Genomic DNA, 15842 nt, shown 5'->3' with positions numbered 1-15842 from the left:
AACAAGTCTCCTGCGTTACTCTGTCTTACTGTTGAGTAATTCGATATATTTTCCTGTTCCGATAGCAACTGCACGAAGTGGATCTTCTGCAGTCATGGTTGTAATTCCTGTCTTTTCTTCCAGAAGCTCTTCCAGTCCATGGAGCAATGCTCCACCACCGGTCAATACGATACCTCTGTCTGCAATGTCTGCTGCCAGCTCAGGAGGTGTCCGTTCCAGAACGGAATGAACGGCTTCACAGATCTGGGATGCAGGCTCACGCAGCGCTTCTTCTGTCTCATCTGATGTTACTGTTACTGTCTTTGGAAGTCCGGTTACCAGATTCCTGCCACGGATATCCAGTGTGATGTTCTCTGGTCTTCTGAAACAGGTTCCGATCTTGATCTTAATCTCCTCTGCGGTTCTCTCACCGATCAGAAGATTGTGCTTCTTTCTCATAAAACGCACGATTGCTTCATCAAAATCATCTCCGGCAACCTTAATGGAAGCACTTACAACCGGGCCGCCAAGGGAAATAACGGCAATATCTGAAGTTCCGCCACCGATATCGACGATCATATTACCACATGGTCTGTAGATATCAATTCCTGCGCCGATTGCTGCTGCCACCGGTTCTTCTATAATCGATACATCTCTTGCACCTGCTGCATAAGTTGCATCTTCTACTGCTTTCTTCTCCACCTCCGTTACCTGCGAAGGCACACATACACTGATACGTGGACGTCTTCCAAAGTAACTTCTTCCCACTGCTTTCTGGACAAAATACTTTAACATCTTTTCTGTTATTGTGTAGTCTGATATAACACCCTGACGAAGTGGGCGGATCGCTACGATATTTCCCGGTGTTCTTCCAAGCATCAGTCTGGCTTCTTCACCGATCGCTACTATTTTATTTGTATCTCTGTCATAGGCAACTACGGACGGCTCTTTTAATACAACGCCCTTGCCTTTTACATATACCAATATACTGGCGGTACCTAAATCTATACCGATATCTGAACTTGCCATGATTGGTCCCCTTTCTGGTTACTGTTAATCCTGTACATCCCTTAATATTACAAGAGATGCCTTTCTTCCGTCAAGCCATTTCATGCTGACTTCGGATAAATCCATGATCTTATCGAACTGTCTGATATAACTTCTCCAGCTCACTTCTTTCCGTTCGGTCAGAAATGGCTTCTGCACCGTTGATACACCTTTAAATGTATCATTCAGATCACGGATCAGTGTCTTACTATCTTTTCCTGTAAAATCATATCCAAGCATATCGTTTAACGGCTGATTGGAGAACAATACCTCTCCGGTCTCTTCATCACGGATAAAGATGCCGATCTTGATATGGTTATATGTATCTACCAGAAGCTTATTTACCATTCGAATGTTGCCATCACCCTCTATTCTGGCAAGGATACCCTGAATGACGTTTCGAATATCCTTCGAAAATTCAATATCATCCTCTGACCATATCTTATCTGTATGATTGTTCGCCATAACAATACAACCGCTGATGATATTATTGATCTCTATGCTGAGTGCGACAAAACTCGTTACACCGATCTGCTCCATATTGCTCTGGAAGTTCTTAAAGTTATGGTTCTTATCTGCTACAATGCAGTCGTAAGAACGTTCCTTGCTGTGTGCAAAGAATTTCTTGCCCCGCTGCCATTCTTCCACATATTCTTCTGCAGACATGTTCTTTTCTCTTGACCAGATATGACTGCACATATACTCTTGATCTTCGTTCAGGGAATAGATCGCCATAACATCGATTCCCAGATAATCACTGGTTCTTTCCAAAATATTGCTGATTGTCTTATTATCATCACTGTCCATGGAACTGAGTGCTTCTGTCAGAATCTTCTGTCTCTGGATCTTCTCTTCTAACAACATCTCAACAGATTTGCTCCGTTCTGCTTCTTTGGACAGGACCTTGTCATTATATGCATATTCTGAGAAGATATTGCACATATTCCACTGGATCTTATAGACCTTCTTCATCTTTGTAACATCTGCTGTATCATATCCGCACAGGATCCAGGTTGCAATGTGTTTCTCTCCAATCTTAATCGGGGCTCCGCAGATAATACTTCCATCTATACCGTCATCCATCTCCATAATGACCGGAACATTGTTCTGAAGGATCACCTCATTTAACTTCACAATGATACTCTTATACTGAGGTTTTTCAAAAAGATCATAAAAGCTTCCCATATGCAGAGACGGTCCTGCCGGTTCTACAAGCTGATCTCCCGCCGGAGATACAACCGTTGAATATAGCCCGCTTAAGCTTGCAAATGCTTTTACAATACTGTTCCATTTGTCTTTATCGATACTCTCGCTCGTATATTCATTCTCATCTACAGTCGTGTTCATAATGTAAGAAAGCTTGTCTTCATACTCTTTCTTAGCCTCCTCTACACTGTTCTGCAGCTTCTTGTTTTCTGTAATATCTGTTATAAAGAACTCAATCGTATAAGAAGAATCCCCTGCCTGTGTGATACTGTTCTGGGAACGAACCCATCTGACATTTCCATAATCATCTACGATACGATACTCGTCCTCATAATCGGATCCACCACTCTTTAACACATTCTTCGCATTCTGAATAACTCTTGCGCGATCCTGTGGATGAATATAGTCTTCTGTCAGTTTATTTCCCGCCATAAGTGCATCCACATTCATTCCAAGTAATCTGGCATTCGGTGTAATGTATTTCAATGTGCTGTGTCCTCTGCTAATGGATTTTACCATCACAAGACTCTTGATCTTGTTCATAACAGATAATATATATTCACCTTTTTCCCCATCATAGGAATGCTTTTTTTCTTTTACAAATAATAATTCAATGCCATCAGCACATCCATCCGGCGACTTTACGATGTGACAGTTCAGCATCATAGTAGTGATTGCACTCTCTGCCGATACAAAACGTACCTTCATCTCAAAATCCGTATGTCCTGTATTCTCCGCCTTATAGAGATTCCCGATCAGAATATCATAGTCATTCTTAACTATAATATCGCGAATCCCTACTGCTCCACTGTAAAAGTCACCTTCTTTATATCCGAATTCCGTTATATTCTTTGTTACATAACGAGTCTGCCATCTGCTGTCCGGCTTGTAGAGATACAGTGCCAGAATGCCCGCATGGTTAATGATACGTTCCAGACTCATACTTCCGATTGCTACATCGGAGCGCAGTTCAAACAGTACCATATATGCCTTTTTCCCGTTATATTCAAACTGATTGACAAATCCACTTACAACCAGTCTTTTTTTCTTATTTATATTCAGCAGAAGCCGATGCCAGATAATCGTTTTCTTCTCATTTAAAATTGGCCAGAACTCATCACTGGACATAAACTTATCCGGCTCCATCGTGATCGAATCGATCTGGTTGCCGACCAGTTTTACTGCCGCATTATTGATACTTAAAACTTCTCCATCCTCGCAGAATACAACTGCGGGATATTCAATATGGCTCAGAAAATCTGAATAATTGCTGATTTTGCCTATCTCCAAATGTATCCCTCTTTTCTCTTATGTAACCCCATAGACACATAAAACTTTTCCATGTCAGCCATAGAAAAGTTTCATGTATGCTAAATATCGCTGTTAATATTATTCCTCTGTTTTGTCGTCTTCCGTTCCGGCAGCTTCTTTATCATCCTCGGATGACACCATTGAAGTTGCTTCACTCTTCAGACCTGTAAATGCCTTATCTGCAATATCCTTTGTTACACAACATGCATCTACAACACCATCTAAGGCAGCCAGAAGTTCTCCCATATATTTGCTGACTGCATCACATTCCTTCTTTACATTCTTTCTGAGAACGTATGCTTCGCTGGTCGCTTTGTTTGTAATAGCTTCTGCTTCCTTCTGTGCATTTTCCTTCTGGGTTCTGCACTCATAATCTGTCTTTGCACTTAAAGCTTCTGCAGCTTCATGTGCTTTATTTCTTGTACGCTCGCTGTCGTTGTAAGCCTGTTCCTTCAGACTTGCGCAAGTTGCTTCCGTCTCATCATACATCTGCTTACACTTTGCATTTGTCTCTGTCTCAAGTGCATTGCAACGATCGGTTGTATCCTTCTCCATTGCTTCACACTTTGCAGTCATCTCTGCATGCTGTGCCTCACACTCTTTATTCGTCTGGGCGATCAGCGCATCTGCGCTCTCTCTTGCCTCTAAGAGTGTTCTTGAAATGGATTCATATCTTCCTGCGGATTCGAATTCCTTCTGCTTATAAGCGTTTACCTGCTCCTTCAGAGATTCAATCTCGCTTTCATATTCTGCATTCTTTGCTTTTAAGCCATCAATTGTCTTATTTGACTCTGTCAGATTTACTTCTCTCATAGTCTTAAGGCTTAATACGGCTTCGCTGAGCTTGTTTACATTTGCCTTTAACTCATTGACTTCCTTTTCATGATCAGCCTTTAACTCTTCAATATAATAATCAACTGAATTCTTATCATATCCACCAAATGTTACTGTCTTAAATGATGCTTCTGTCTTTACTTCTTCCTCATCAAAATTATTGTCTTTTGCCACGATGATCCCTCCAAAATAATCTATTATTTAAGCATCTTCCTGTCGTCAGGGCGATCATTGCGCCTGCCATCGTCGTCTATTTCTGTGTGTTATACTTATGCATTCCAGTACAGATGCTCATTTTCTGTAAGCACTAATTGAAATGATTATAACACACCCTTATAGTTTTGCACAATTATTTTTTCTTAATTTAGTTACAAAGCACATATTTTGTGCTATATTGGACAAGGAAATCAAACCGAACTGTTAGGAGGAATTTTTATTACTATGAAACACACAAGAAAATGCCTGACCACTGCATTTATGATCCTGATCTGTCTTTTTGCTTTTACCGGCTGTGGTCAGAAAAAAGTTACCGCATACCAATCGTATGTAAAAAATCTTCTCGATGTTAATTATAAAGGTGATTACACCAATTATGTGAAACAGAATAAAGGAAATGAAACCGATGCACTTGCACTGTATCAGGACTGCCTTTCCAATCTCGCAAACCAATTGATCACACATTATAATCTGAATACCAACCAGTCTGTTGAAGTAAACCAGACTTTTACCACTGTTGCTGCCGCTATTTACAATGATGCACGATATGAAGTATCGGAAAGCTATAAAGAAAACGGGGACTACTATGTGGATGTAACCATATATCCACTGGCAATCCTTGACCAGTCCTACGATGAAATTATTGCTTATATTGAAGCCTTTAATAAAGACGTAGACGACGGTGTCTATAATGACGTTAAGAAAGAGGAATATGATAAAAAGTTTGCAAACGGTATTGCATCGATCCTTTCTTCTCATACCGAAAAACCACAGTACAAGGATCCTGTAGTCATCAAGGCACTTATCAACGATGACGGTGAATACTACAGCATCTCATCCGACAGTCTGAAGGAGATCGACCAGGCAATGATCGCCACTGAGACCGCTGACGCTACGGAAGCCGACACTTCCAAGGAATAAACGGGCGAAAGACAACAGCACCAATTTTTCATCTAAAAAAAGAACAATACCCTTTCACTACGCAGAACACTCTCGTTCTATTTCTCACGTAGCGGTACTAAACTCCCACCTAACGGTGGTTCGTTAAGGACCGACGTTCGTAACTGAGACCTTAGCGAGGCTCGCCGAGGTTAGTTCGAAGTTATACAGAGTAAAAAGGTCTGCTACATGAAAGATATTGTTCTTTTTTCTATCTATACATACTACACGCTGTTGTCTTTCTGCCTATTGATAAAATACTTACAGAATAGTTATATGAAAAGGCTTCGTCTGTCAGAAACAGGACGAAGCCTTTTGGTTTATTTCTCGCGGAATGTGAATTCCTCGTTTGCAAGTTTGAATTTGCTGCCATCGATCAGCATCATGTCTGTACCGCTGTTGATGATCTTGCCACCAAGATAGGTGTGGTTGGTTGATTTGTTATCACGCAGATAATAAACACCATTGACGTTGATGATATATGCATGACGACGGCTGACAGAATTGTTGTCTGTTACCTGATAATCAACACCCTGTGCAGACTTACCGATACAGAAGATCGGTTTGTCGATCTTAATCCGCTCACCGGTTCTGGTTCTTACGATAACAGGACCCGGTTTGCTCTTGGATGCATTCGTCAAAACAGTCGTTGATGTAATGTCTGAATCATCATCAAATCCGATATCATTACCGGAATAATCCTTAACTTCCTTTGCCAGTTTAAAACTTGGAATTGATACAACGGTTGTCTGTAATGGAACTTCCGTATCTTCTATTGCCTCTGCTTTCTGCGGTCTGACAATGAAATGCTGCTCATCCTCCGGATGAACATTGTTGTCGTTCTTCATATCTGTGATCATCTTGTAGAACTCTGACAGATAGAAAGATGGATTATGATCAAAGAATTTGATCAGTTCATATCCACAGTCTGAAGCTTTCTTATTCGCAAAGTCAAGCTTGTTTACCAGATCTCTGACAAACTTCTCCATATTGCATTTTTCCATCGGTTTATCGATTGGAAGGAATACAAGCTGAACACTCATATCTTCCAGATTCAGATACATGTATCCAATATTCAGGATAACCTTACCGAGTGGCATATCATTCGCCTTCAGGTACATCAACTGGTCAGCTATGCTGAACATAATATCCACCAGTTCGTCCCTGTGAATCTTCTTTGTAATAAACTGATTCATCGTAATCATGGCCGGAATCGAATATGTAAGCGCTCTCTGTCCGTCAATATACTCTTCATGGCAAAAGCTGTTGTTTCCTACAAATGATGTATTGTACAGCTCGACTTCATTATGAAGGATCTGGACATCATCTTCAATCTTAAAATATAATTTGTACTCATCGCACAAATATGTCTTCTCTGTGCTCATAATAACACCCTCCGCAATTATTCTCCAGCCACTCAAGTCCCATTTACTCTACAGTAACAGACTTGGCAAGATTACGCGGTTTATCTACATCCAGCCCTTTTGCATCTGATGTATAATATGCGATCAACTGCAAAATAACAGCCGCTGCAAATACAGTAAATAAACTATCCTGCTTAGGTATTCTTATATGCTTATCACATATCTGGGTGTCAGTAACTTCGTCACCCATACTAATTAGAATAACATATGCTCCCCTGGCTTTTACTTCCCTTATATTTGAAACCATCTTCTCGTATACAGCCGGCTGTGTCGCTAACGCGATAACCGGTACATTCTCTGTGATCAGAGCGATCGTACCATGTTTTAATTCACCTGCTGCGTAAGCCTCCGCATGAACATAGGATATCTCCTTCAACTTCAGAGCCCCCTCCAGTGAAAGAGTATAATCCATTCCCCTTCCGATAAAGAATGCATCCGGAGCCATCTTTATATAATTAGCAACAGTCTTGACTTCATCTGCCTGAAGCAGGGTTTCTTCTATTACCGGAATTGTTCCCAACAGTTTGCTGATAAATTCCTTTGCCTGCTCTTCTGAATAAATTCCTTTTACAAGTCCAAGCCTGCAGCCGATTAAATACATTGCCGCCATCTGAACCGAATATGCCTTTGTACTTGCAACTGCAATCTCCGGTCCGGCATGTGTATATAACACATAATCACTTTCTCTTGCGATCGTAGACCCTTTTACATTTACGATCGAAATAACCTTGGAACCACATCTTTTTGCCAGACGCATTGCTTCCAATGTGTCAATTGTCTCTCCCGACTGGGAAGTTACGATAACCAATGTCTTCTCATTGATCAGTGGTTCTTTATAACGGAATTCTGATGCGATCTCCACATTTACCGGTATACGAAGCTCTGATTCGATCATTGCTTTTCCTACGATTCCGGCATGCATAGCAGTTCCGCATGCAATGACTGTGATATTTTCACAATTTTTAAATACTTCATCATCAATCCCGTCTTCTGTAAAATCAGGGAGTGAATTCACAATTCTTGGTGTGATCGTATTTCTCAGGGATTCCGGCTGCTCATAAATCTCTTTTAACATGAAATGTGGAAATCCACCTTTCTGAGCGGCTGTAATATCCCATGTAATCTCTAACATCTGTGGTTTTACTTCATTGCCTTTCAGATCCTCAACCCGGATTCCTTCCTGTGTCATTGTAAGGATATGATATTCCGGCACAACAAAATAATCTTTTGAGAATGAAATGATCGCTGTCAGGTCTGACGCAATGATAGATCCTTCTTCGCTGTGTGCTGCTACCATCGGGCTGACATTTCTTACTGCATATATGATTCCAGGTCTGTCTGCAAACATAATGCAAAGCGCAAATGAACCCGCAATTATCTTAACCGCCTTCCGAATCGCTGCGATCGGATCACCATCATACAAAGTATCCAGCAGGGCTGCCACAACTTCAGAATCTGTTTCTGATACAAGCTTATCTGCCAGTCCATACTCTCTTATGATGTCACTGTAATTCTCAATGATACCATTGTGGATAAGAGCAACATTTCCACATCTGTGCGGATGCGCATTCGCATCTGTAACTCCACCATGTGTTGCCCATCTTGTATGTCCGATACCGCAAGTCGATGAATAATCTCCATCCTTACACAGTTCCCTGAGTTCGCTGACTCTTCCTGCCTTCTTCCGGATCGTTAATGTATCATCGTCATTTAAAAGTGCAATACCCGCACTGTCATAGCCTCTGTACTCTAACCGCTCCAGTCCATCGATCAGGATATCCTTCGCCGGCTTTCTGCCTGTAAAACCTATGATTCCACACATATATTCAATTATCTCCTTTCGGCTTATGATGCATATTTCTTTTTCTGTTCGTATATCTGTCTTTATCGTCCGCCAGATATTTTACTGCATCATCAAATTATCCGGTCATGCTGCTTTGTTTTGGAATCTCTTCCATATTTGGCATGCATGTGCGCATCCGGACTCTGCGTAGAGGCATCCGCCGAATTTTCGATAACCTCTATCCTCGTCACCCTTTTCGTCGTTGATCCAAAGGGACATGGCGCTAAGATTTCTAAATCTTTCAAAATCTGCTTTCCTCCATACTATAAGCAGACATTAAAATTTTATCATAGACCACCCAATAAATCAACGACTTCATATCTGTAGGGCTGCGTTTTCTATTAATTAGCTGATGAATGAACCACCTGGCAGATTCTTCTCGGTTGTAAGAAGGGACAGATTGCCCTCTGCATCCTCTGCACACAGCAGCATACCTTCTGATACAACTCCTGCAAGCTTGCATGGCTTCAGGTTTACGATCGCAACAACGCGCTTTCCAACCATTTCTTCCGGTGAATAGGAGCCTTTAATTCCCGATACGATCTGTTTCACATTGTTCTCACCGAATTTAACCTGAGAACATAAAAGTTTTCTGGAATTCTGTACTTCCTCACATGCAATGATCTCGCCGATCATCAACTGCATCTTCTCAAATTCTTCGATCGTGATCTGCTGTTTATTCAGAACAGACGGATCATTGTTAAGTGCAGCGACCTTAGCTTCTGCCTGTTTCATTTTCTTCTTTTCTTCGGAATTCTCTTTTTCTTCCTTCTGCTTCTTTGCTTTCTCGTAGATAGTTTCTTCTACCGGAGGTGCAAACTTGGCAACTTCTGCCATAACTTCCTTTACGTCCAGTCTTGCGAACAGGATCTCAGGAGTTTCTGTTACCTTGTTTCCGGATGGATAAAGTCCGAATCTTCCAAGCTCTGTTACCTTTCTCTTTGCAGCATTTAACTGGTTCAGGATCTTAACAGAGGTATCCGGCATATATGGCTCCAGAAGGGACGCACCGATCACGATGCTCTCAACCAGATTATATAATACGGTATTCAGACGATCCTGCTTTGTTTCATCTTTTGCAAGTGCCCAAGGCATGGTCTCGTCGATATATTTGTTGCATCTCTTGAATAAGGTGAAGATCTCTGAGATTGCATCTGCAACCTTTAACTTATCCATGCATTCTGCGACCTTGATACGGCAGTTTAATACGACATTCTTCAGATCTTCATCTACTTCTTCTATTACTCCGGTATTCGTAACTACGCCGCCAAAGTATTTGTTTGACATAGAGATCGTACGATTTACCAGATTTCCAAGTGTGTTTGCAAGCTCGGAATTGATTCTTTCTACAACCAGCTCCCATGAAATGATTCCGTCATTCTCAAACGGCATCTCATGCAGAACGAAGAAACGGACTGCATCCACACCAAACAGGCGGACCATATCATCTGCATACATTACATTTCCCTTGGACTTACTCATCTTACCGTCATTCTGGATCAGCCATGGATGTCCGAAGATCTGCTTTGGAAGCGGTACTCCAAGCGCCATCAGCATGATCGGCCAGTAGATCGTATGGAATCTTAAGATATCTTTTCCGATCAGATGTAAGTCAGCAGGCCAGTATTTTTTATATAATTCATCGTTATTACCGTCTACATCGTATCCAAGACCTGTAATATAGTTTGATAATGCATCGATCCATACATAGATAACATGCTTGTCATCAAAATCAACCGGGATACCCCATTTAAAGGATGTTCTGGATACGCACAGATCCTGAAGTCCCGGCTTGATGAAGTTATTGATCATCTCGTTCTTTCTGGACTCCGGCTGAATAAAATCAGGATTCTGCTCAATGTGCTTCATCAGTCTGTCCTGATATTTGCTGAGTTTGAAGAAATATGCTTCCTCTTTTGCTTCCTGTACCGGTCTTCCGCAGTCCGGACATTTGCCGTCTACAAGCTGTGAATCTGTAAAGAAGGATTCACATGGAGTACAATATTTTCCTACATATTCTCCCTTATATATGTCACCCTGATCGTACAGCTTCTTAAAAATCTTCTGAACCTGTCTCTCATGGTCTGCATCTGTTGTTCTGATAAATTTGTCGTAAGATGTGTTCATCAGATCCCAGATATTCTTAATCTCGCCTGAAATCTCGTCAACGAATTCCTTTGGAGTCTGCATGTTCTCAAAAGCCTTATTCTCGATCTTCTGACCATGTTCATCGGTTCCGGTCTGGAATCTTACATCATATCCTGCGAATCTCTTGTACCTTGCAATGCTGTCAGCCAACACAATCTCGTAGGTGTTGCCTATATGAGGTTTACCTGATGCATATGCAATGGCGGTTGTAATATAATACGGTTTTTTTGCCATTTCAAAAACCCTCCTTGATAAAACTACAAACACGAATGAAATGTCTGCGCTATTTTTTCTGGCAATCTTATGTGCTCAGATAACAAAAATTATATGCCTTTTTTGTGCAAATTGTCAACAGATTCCATTTGTTTTTATACAGTTTTTGCAACCTTCATCTCTAAATAAAATTATGTCTTTTTTTTCGGATTTCTTTTATGCTATAGTATGTCCGAACAGTGCGATCATGTAATACCGCACGACACATCTGTGGATCTGCCGTCATCTGTTACTGTTTAAAATTATACTTTTATTATTGAGGTTATTCTGTCATGAAAAATTTTTTAACGAAAACACCTGTTGTTATCACACTTGCACTCATCTGCTGTGCCTTATGGGGAAGCGCCTTTCCCTGCATCAAGATCGGCTACCGGATGTTTTCAATCGGCGGAAATGATACCGCATCCCAGATTCTGTTCGCCGGCATCCGTTTTCTGCTCGCCGGACTTATGGTTATCCTTATCTGCAGCTTCATATATAAAAAGCCTTTGATCCCACATAACAGGACAACGGTCAAACGTATCTTTATCCTGTCATTGTTCCAGACTATCCTGCAATACGTCTTCTTTTACATCGGTTTGGCAAATACGACCGGAAGCAAGGCAGCGATCATTGAAGCGACAAACGTCTTTCTGGCGATTCTTGTATCGGGTCTGTTATTTAAAATGGAAAAGGTTACATCCAAAAAGATGCTTGGATGTCTGATTGGATTTATCGGAGTTGTTATCATCAATCTGGGAAATGGTGTAGACGCGCATTTCTCTCTCACCGGAGAAGGCTTCATCCTGTTATCAACAGTGGCTTATGCTTTCTCTTCAGTTATCATCAAATATTTTTCCGATAAGGAGAATCCGGTTCTGCTCAGCGGCTGGCAGTTCTTTGTCGGCGGCTTCGTGATGATCCTTTGCGGACTTGCCGGAGGCGGACATATCGCAGGAGACTCCGCTCCTGCTGTCCTGCTTCTGCTCTATATGGCGTTCATCTCGGCCTGCGCCTATACATTATGGAGTCTGCTGTTAGCGCACAACCCGGTATCCCGGATCGCCGTCTACGGCTTCTCGAATCCGGTCTTTGGCGTACTGTTATCAGCTCTGCTTCTGCATGAAACATCTGCCTTAAACATCCGCTGTCTGGTCGCACTTGTTCTTGTCTGTGCCGGCATCATCCTTGCAAATAAAGAAAAAGCCGTATAAAAATACCATCTTTCATTCAACAAAACCTTACACTAAAACTTTTATAATGCTATGTTCTGTCAAATAAAAGATGGTATTTTATAAATTTTTTTATAAATTTCTCACAACGCCGAATATCAGCGCCGCCATGATCAGTATATAGATTAAAACCGTGTCCGCTGAACCCAGCCGATATGCGTCTCCTTTTATGTAGTTCAAATCTCCCCTGACTATCAGATATATGATACATGGTCCTGCAATGTACAAAAACGGATTATAGGAAAAGGATGTCCGTATCTCTCCTTTTAATAAAGACAGGCATGCTCTGGTTATCCCACAACCGGGGCACTGCCATCCGGTCAGTGTCCGGAATATGCAGGGTACTGCCAGACCGGTCAGTCTGACAAATACCGCATACAGGATTCCTGCTAAAAGAATAATGCTATCCCGATATATAATCTTTCGGACACGATTTTTCTTTTCTTCCATATATGTTTCTTACTGTCCGTTATATGGGTTGTTATTATCATTTCCATTGCTGTATGGATTATTGCCGCTCTGGTTGTAACCACCATACTGCTGGCTCTGATCATAGCCACCATACTGCTGATTCTGGTTGTATCCGCCGTTATATGGCTGCTGATTCTGGTTGTAACCGCCGTACTGCTGGTTCTGATTATAGCCGTTATACTGCTGGTTCTGATATCCACCATTATATGGCTGGCCATATCCGTTCGTGCCGCTGTACTTATTAATCGCATCCTGTGCCAGTGCGTAGTCGATAATTCCAAGTCCAAATAACTGAAGAACTACAAACAGGATACCGCTGTTGCTGGATGGCATACCGCCTCTGCTCTTAATGATATCGACCTTTTCACCCATCTTGTAAGCCCAGTACCATCCATAAATACCACAGGTAACAAGTGTAAGCAGCAGTGCCATTCCGCCACCTGCCAGTTCATTCTCACCCGACATCTCATTTGTATCGTCTGTAATACATACAAACCAGTAAAGTCCATAAATACCACAGGTAACGATCGTCAATAAGATACACATACCAATACTTCTTTGTTTCATACTTTCCTCCTTGCCGATGCTCCTTCCGCATCTCTGATTTCATATAATAAAAAGTATAAAATATTTATAAACTGCTGTCAATGAAGTCTGTACCAAAATATTGCTTATTCTGCTATATTTATGCATAATGTACCAGTATCTATCTGTTATCGTCCTGTATGTTTGCAAAATAAATACAAAAAAATTGAAAAAAAATACATATCGTGATACAATTTGTTTTTCCGTTATTATTTCAATAACAATATTATAAATATGCCCTGCTTCTCTATTTTATGTTATATGAATATATGCAATTTTTCTGTATAATTTATGCATATATGCGAAGCAGTGACGGATACATACTATTTTAAAGAAGAGGTGTCAGTTATGAAAAACATGTTAAACTTCAAGGAATTCACAGCAGATGAGCTGATGGATATCCTGAACCTTGCTCTGGATATGAAGAAGAATCCGGAGAAGTACAGCGAATCCTTAAAAGGAAAGAAACTTTATACTTTATTTGAAAAGACATCAACCAGAACCTTTCTTTCATTTGCAACCGGCATTACCGAGTTAGGTGGTACCTACTACAACCAGTTATGGAAGGACTCCAACTTTGTACTCGGCGAGCCTGTTTCCGAGATCAAATATGTCTGCCGTAATGTTGATATCATCATGGCACGTCTGATCAAAAATGAAACTGTTGAATTATTTGGCAAGAATGCTACGGTTCCATTTATCAACGGCTGTGATAATTCCTACCATCCATGCCAGATCCTTGCAGATGCCCTCACGATCCTTGAGAAGTTTGGAACTCTGGATGTCAATCTGATGTACATCGGTGCAAAGAACAATGTATTTAACTCCCATGTTGAATTCTTCTCCAAGATGAAGAAGGGTACGTTATACGGACTGACTCCACTTGTAAATGAGACAGCCTGTGGTCCTGATTTCTATGAAGAAGCAAAGAAAAGCGGCCATTATATCGAGCTTGATCCTGCCATGTCCATGGAAGAAGCAAAGGAATATGCAAATAAGATGGATGTCCTCTACACAGATACATGGGTAGATATGGAATTCTTCAACAATCCTGCTTACCAAAAGCAGAAGGAAGAAACCCTTGCAAAGATGATGCCTTACCAGTTAAACGGCGACTTCACAAAAGACAGCAAAGCGATCGTATTCCACGATATGCCAATGCATGTCGGCTTCGAAATCTCTCAGGATGTCGTAGATAAGAACCTCGATCACATCCTAGACGAGGCAGAAAACCGTCGTCATGCTGAAAAGGCCGTAATGTACACACTCTTAAATTCATAAAACCATGGAATGTTGATAACCGCCTGTGGCGATATAACAGTATGCCCCCCGGCGGTTATTTACATTCCATGGTTTTACCGGAAAAACCGGTTGCATGGCATTCAGGCAGGTGCTATAATCGGGGATAGCAAATTTGTAAGGAGGCCGCCATGAAACATCTGATAGACCCAATGGATTTAAGTTTGGAAGAGCTCGATCACATTTTAAATCTTGCTCAGGATATTATTGATCATAAAGAAAAATACAGTGAGTTATGCAAAGGCAAAAAGCTCGCTACTTTATTTTTTGAACCAAGTACAAGAACTCGTTTAAGTTTTGAAGCCGCCATGATGGAATTAGGTGGTAATGTACTTGGTTTTTCTTCTGCCAGTTCATCATCCTCATCTAAGGGTGAAAGCGTTGGTGACACAGTAAAGGTTGTAAGCTGTTATGCAGATATCATAGCCATGCGCCATTTTAAGGAAGGTGCTCCGATGCTTGCATCCATGAAATCCGATGTACCGATCATTAATGCAGGTGACGGTGGACATAACCACCCAACACAGACACTGGCTGATCTTTTAACGATCAAACGTGAAAAAGGAAGACTGGACAACCTTGTGATCGGCTTCTGCGGAGATCTGATGTTTGGACGTACCGTTCATTCTCTGATCAAAGCAATGTCCCGTTATGAAAATATCAGTTTTGTGCTTATTTCACCGGATGAATTAAAAATTCCTGATTATATCCGCACAGAAGTGATCGAGAAGAATAATATACCTTATAAGGAAGTTTCATCTATGGAGGATGTGATCGGAGAACTGGATATCCTCTATATGACAAGAGTACAGAGAGAACGTTTCTTCAACGAAGCAGACTACATACGATTAAAGGATACCTACATACTGGATAACAGTAAGATGGCACTTGCCCGTCCGGACATGTGTGTCCTGCATCCGCTGCCACGGGTAAATGAGATTGCTGTTGAAGTGGATGACGATCCAAGAGCATGTTATTTCCGTCAGGTATTAAATGGTAAATATGTCCGTATGGCATTAATTGCCACACTGCTTGGTTTAGCATAGGAGGTACAAA

General features: G+C 41.3%; 12 protein-coding genes. 4 read left to right on the top strand and 8 right to left on the bottom strand.

Annotated elements, in window-relative coordinates:
• Positions 1-15: 15 nt before the first annotated feature.
• From mreB to DXA07_RS12495, 3 genes are all read right to left on the bottom strand, one after another.
• Entirely contained in the window at positions 16-1008 is a 993-nt protein-coding gene (gene mreB, locus DXA07_RS12505) for a rod shape-determining protein MreB (protein WP_021944010.1), read from the bottom strand.
• A 24-nt stretch (positions 1009-1032) separates the two neighbouring features.
• Positions 1033-3522: a PAS domain-containing protein gene (locus tag DXA07_RS12500; RefSeq protein WP_117808562.1), complete on the bottom strand. Its 2490-nt coding sequence runs from the start codon at positions 3520-3522 to the stop codon at positions 1033-1035.
• A gap of 99 nt (positions 3523-3621) precedes the next feature.
• Positions 3622-4551 (bottom strand): hypothetical protein, encoded by a 930-nt coding sequence (locus DXA07_RS12495; RefSeq protein WP_021944012.1) that lies wholly within the window; start codon positions 4549-4551, stop codon positions 3622-3624.
• 267 nt (positions 4552-4818) lie between these two features.
• Between DXA07_RS12495 and DXA07_RS12490 the strand changes: the two genes are divergently transcribed.
• The gene (locus DXA07_RS12490) at positions 4819-5514 is read left to right on the top strand and encodes a hypothetical protein (RefSeq protein WP_117808561.1); all 696 of its coding nucleotides are present in this window, start codon (positions 4819-4821) and stop codon (positions 5512-5514) included.
• A gap of 338 nt (positions 5515-5852) precedes the next feature.
• On the opposite strand, the gene DXA07_RS12485 is transcribed toward DXA07_RS12490, so the two are convergent.
• The 3 genes from DXA07_RS12485 to metG all read right to left on the bottom strand — a co-directional run bounded on the left by DXA07_RS12485 (position 5853) and on the right by metG (position 11181).
• Entirely contained in the window at positions 5853-6917 is a 1065-nt protein-coding gene (locus tag DXA07_RS12485) for a DUF6382 domain-containing protein (protein WP_173784002.1), read from the bottom strand.
• 43 nt (positions 6918-6960) lie between these two features.
• Complete coding sequence (gene glmS, locus DXA07_RS12480) at positions 6961-8778, bottom strand: glutamine--fructose-6-phosphate transaminase (isomerizing) (protein WP_021944015.1); 1818 nt, start codon at positions 8776-8778, stop codon at positions 6961-6963.
• A gap of 366 nt (positions 8779-9144) precedes the next feature.
• Positions 9145-11181, bottom strand: a complete 2037-nt coding sequence (gene metG, locus DXA07_RS12475) for a methionine--tRNA ligase (RefSeq protein WP_117808559.1) — start codon at positions 11179-11181, stop codon at positions 9145-9147.
• 311 nt (positions 11182-11492) lie between these two features.
• Here metG and DXA07_RS12470 point away from each other — a divergent pair, with 311 nt between their 5' ends.
• On the top strand, positions 11493-12413 hold the full coding sequence (locus tag DXA07_RS12470) for a DMT family transporter (RefSeq protein ID WP_117808558.1): 921 nt from the start codon (positions 11493-11495) through the stop codon (positions 12411-12413).
• Between the two features lie 90 nt (positions 12414-12503).
• Here the strand turns inward: DXA07_RS12470 and DXA07_RS12465 are convergent, their stop codons facing one another.
• Together DXA07_RS12465 and DXA07_RS12460 are read right to left on the bottom strand one after the other, a co-directional pair.
• Positions 12504-12881 (bottom strand): DUF2752 domain-containing protein, encoded by a 378-nt coding sequence (locus DXA07_RS12465; RefSeq protein ID WP_117808557.1) that lies wholly within the window; start codon positions 12879-12881, stop codon positions 12504-12506.
• 9 nt (positions 12882-12890) lie between these two features.
• On the bottom strand, positions 12891-13469 hold the full coding sequence (locus DXA07_RS12460) for a DUF4234 domain-containing protein (RefSeq protein WP_117808556.1): 579 nt from the start codon (positions 13467-13469) through the stop codon (positions 12891-12893).
• A 366-nt stretch (positions 13470-13835) separates the two neighbouring features.
• Here DXA07_RS12460 and DXA07_RS12455 point away from each other — a divergent pair, with 366 nt between their 5' ends.
• Positions 13836-14768 (top strand): ornithine carbamoyltransferase, encoded by a 933-nt coding sequence (locus DXA07_RS12455; RefSeq protein WP_021944020.1) that lies wholly within the window; start codon positions 13836-13838, stop codon positions 14766-14768.
• A gap of 149 nt (positions 14769-14917) precedes the next feature.
• The gene (gene pyrB / locus DXA07_RS12450; RefSeq protein ID WP_117808555.1) at positions 14918-15832 is read left to right on the top strand and encodes an aspartate carbamoyltransferase; all 915 of its coding nucleotides are present in this window, start codon (positions 14918-14920) and stop codon (positions 15830-15832) included.
• The last annotated feature ends 10 nt before the right edge of the window (positions 15833-15842 follow it).

The sequence above is a fragment of the Clostridium sp. AM54-37XD genome (genome assembly GCF_003478225.1).
In the GTDB taxonomy this organism is placed as follows: domain Bacteria; phylum Bacillota; class Clostridia; order Lachnospirales; family Lachnospiraceae; genus Coprococcus; species Coprococcus ammoniilyticus.
Note: the sequence above shows the minus strand (reverse complement) of the source record. Positions and strands in the feature narration are given on the sequence as shown.